2 protein-coding genes are annotated in these 2,972 nt (G+C 54.0%); both read right to left on the minus strand.

The features are described 5' to 3' along the window. Window positions 1–156: 156 nt before the first annotated feature. Window positions 157–2,472, minus strand: a complete 2,316-nt coding sequence (locus Pr1d_RS11730) for a bifunctional DNA primase/polymerase (RefSeq protein ID WP_148073706.1) — start codon at window positions 2,470–2,472, stop codon at window positions 157–159. Beyond that, on the minus strand, window positions 2,469–2,972 hold a 504-nt coding region (locus Pr1d_RS11735; protein ID WP_210417960.1), incomplete at its 5' end, for a hypothetical protein. The genes Pr1d_RS11735 and Pr1d_RS11730, both read right to left, overlap by 4 nt.

The raw sequence follows: 2,972 nt of genomic DNA on the forward strand, positions 1-2,972 counted from the left end.
GGGTGTCATCCGGTGACACTTTGGAGTGAGGCCGTGCCTGTCGCGGAGGACGGTTAGGACGGTTGTTTTGCATTGTGTCTCTCTGGTACTTATATGGGGATATTTAAGAAAAATAGATCGTTCACAACCTCCTCCCAACAATGTATTATTACCGTCCTAAGCGTCCTCTCCGTCTGCACCTACGACGTTCAAACGGCTTTGCAAATCGTTGCAAATAGGGTGATTTAGTACGTCTGCTGAATGGCCAGTCCAAACGAAACAACGCCCGTAACTTCTTGACGGGTCAGGGGATAAGCACTTGAGCTGTCCCTCTCTGGCCATCTGAGTCAGGTGCTTACTAATCTGGGGAGTCTTGGCTCGCTCATTGGTAGCCTTGCAATACCACCTCGCCACGATAGCCACGGGGATACGCACTTGGGCGGAGTCAGGCCCATAGCCCAGGCGGTCAAGCTGGTCGGCAAAATAACCCTCGACGATCTCCGCCTCATCCATCTCGCAATTGGCTTCCCCCTGTCGCTCTAAGATGACCCGTTGGGCATCACCCGGTTCTGGCAGCCTAGTGAGCACATGCTCTTCCCAGGTGGCCCAGCGCGAATACTCGGCCAAAGGGAATGGCTCATCACGTAGGGCCGCGATGATGTCGCCAATGATCTTGTCGCGGTGCTTGTCGATGTAGGTCCGAGTCTCCTCCAACCAGGTGCCAGAATTCTCACCCTTCACCACCTTGATGATGACGGAGCGTTGCGCCATATCCGTTGCTAGGCTCACACCATTGAGCGTGAGAAACCACGTCAACACGTTGGGCCGCTGCCCCTCTCCAACATAGAGTTGATGTCCGCTGATCGTGGTGGCAGTGATAAGCGATTCTAACTCTGCCCAGGACAGCTTCATCGTTTTGATATTGTCGATCTGGGCTATCCGCTTGGTCCTGGCTTCTGGTGTCAGAAATCGAGTTTTCAGCTTTGAAATATCTTCCCCAGCCGATACATCGATGTGACCGCCGAATAGTTGGCCGATCAATTGGGCCACGGTGGATTTCCCGACGCCACGCCCCCAGTCCGAGGTGATCACGAAGGCCGGCCGACAACCAGCAGGGCCTCCCCACATTGCCGTCATAAAGGCCGCCTTGATGAGGTCGTAGTCGATCGTAGTCTCTGGTCGAAAACGATCTAGCAACCACTTAAGGTGACTTCCATCGCCCAGCTTAGGAGGCGTGCCTCGATAATAGATACCGTGGATAGGTGGCTCATGGGGAAATAGTTCAATGGCTTCGTACTTGGTCGCCGTCCGTTCAATTTCCGCCGTTAACTCTGGCTGAGTCACGTACTTTCCACCCTTCTTCCAGTCGACGGAATGATTTCTACGCATCCACCCAAACACAGCCGGAGTGGTGCGACGATCAAACCAACTCAGGCCATGCTCATCATCGACGAAAAGGGAATTGTCTACGCGCCGCGGCCAATTGCCGCGATGCCTGTAGATGTCAGCGATGATATCAGTCATTGACTTGGGGACCAGAACCGTTTTGGTTTTTTTCTTCCCATCTTCATCATCGTCGTCGATCTCGACTTCGATCTCGTCGTAGTTGCGGATGATAACAGCGGATCCGCGAAAAACTTTTTTGTCAGCATCAGCATCACGCACACGTTGAAGCACCTCGCCATCGGACCAACTGCGGGGGAATGGCTTCTCCGCCTCATAAGCCCTGATCGTGGCCACGGCTTCGCTGTCTGAGAGATCGTATTCAACCGCACGACAGGCCACTATATAAAGTCGCTTGGAGCCATCGTTGCCATCCTCGATTGACTTCGTGCTGCTCTGCATCGCACGTAGGCAAACGGAGTTGATGTCATTGGAGGTTGTATCCGCAGTTTGCCTCTTTGATTCCTTCGCCACCGCTGCGAGCAATCTTTGAATAACCAACTCAGGTAATGGTTGAATATCACACTCATCAGGCGACACCCCGGGGAGCCATTCACGCCCAGCACTGGGAGGGATGATCGACTGCGACGCCTTCGCGCCCAGCCCGAGGCGAATCGTCACATGTTTACCGTTGGGGGCCTTGTAGGTGTAGCTCGCCTTGCCCAGCACTTCGAGCCGTGGGTCGTATTTCCACAACGTATGACCGCCCCGAGGTGACTTGTATGCTGCGGTGATCGGTGTATGGCATCCTCGAAACAAATGGGCTTCGGCTTCTTCCTCGTCCGGGCCATCGGTCTCACTGTCGATGATGCCTGATCGTGGCCCCATGATGAGACCAATGGCGGGGTCGTCGGCACCACGCAAACCAGCTTCTAACCGCTCAATGCTGATCGGTAAATTCTGCCAGTCGTCAGCGGGAAGCCCTCGATCATCGCATGGCACCTTACGATTGCAGGGGACAATTGGCAGACCCTTCCCAATTCCATTGATGCCAGCTTCGAGTAGTTGTTCGATCAACTCATCGGTGGTGGTAGTCACTTCGGTGCTCATGCTGCGCCCCCCATGTTCTCGATCATGGTGGCGAGTGTTTCTCGCTCTGCCTGCTCAGCTTTCAGGAGCCGCTGATACGCGAAATTGTCGAGATGCTCCGTTATGCAACTTTCGCATAGTTCTCGCAGAGTATCAGGAGCTATGGCATCGACTTCGACGCTCTCGCCTTTAAATGATTTACTCCGCGAATCTGTTTTCTTAGTGGGTCTCGTTGGTAGTTGGTACTGGTCGATCTGCTCTTCGGTAACAGCAATCCGATGGAAGTACAATTCAACTTTCGGTGCTATCTCTCGAATTCTCTCTTCGACAAAACGGTCGATATCTACGCCGCTGGGGTCACGGTCGCCAAAGTAATACAGGTGCGCCGGCTTCTCCTGATATTCAATCGTCCGCGCCGCTTCGTAGATGTAGCTGACGCTCGGATAGCCACGCGTCACCATTAGCGGGACGTCCCAACGATCAGTGATCGGATAGAGCACTCCTGCCAGTGCTTCCTTTTC

Source organism: Bythopirellula goksoeyrii (assembly GCF_008065115.1).
In the GTDB taxonomy this organism is placed as follows: Bacteria; Planctomycetota; Planctomycetia; order Pirellulales; family Lacipirellulaceae; genus Bythopirellula; species Bythopirellula goksoeyrii.

What these genes read in the sequence shown, in the direction of transcription:
- Pr1d_RS11730 (WP_148073706.1), bottom strand. Translation starts at nt 2,472, where the DNA reads ATGAGCACCGAAGTGACTACCACCACCGATGAGTTGATCGAACAACTA.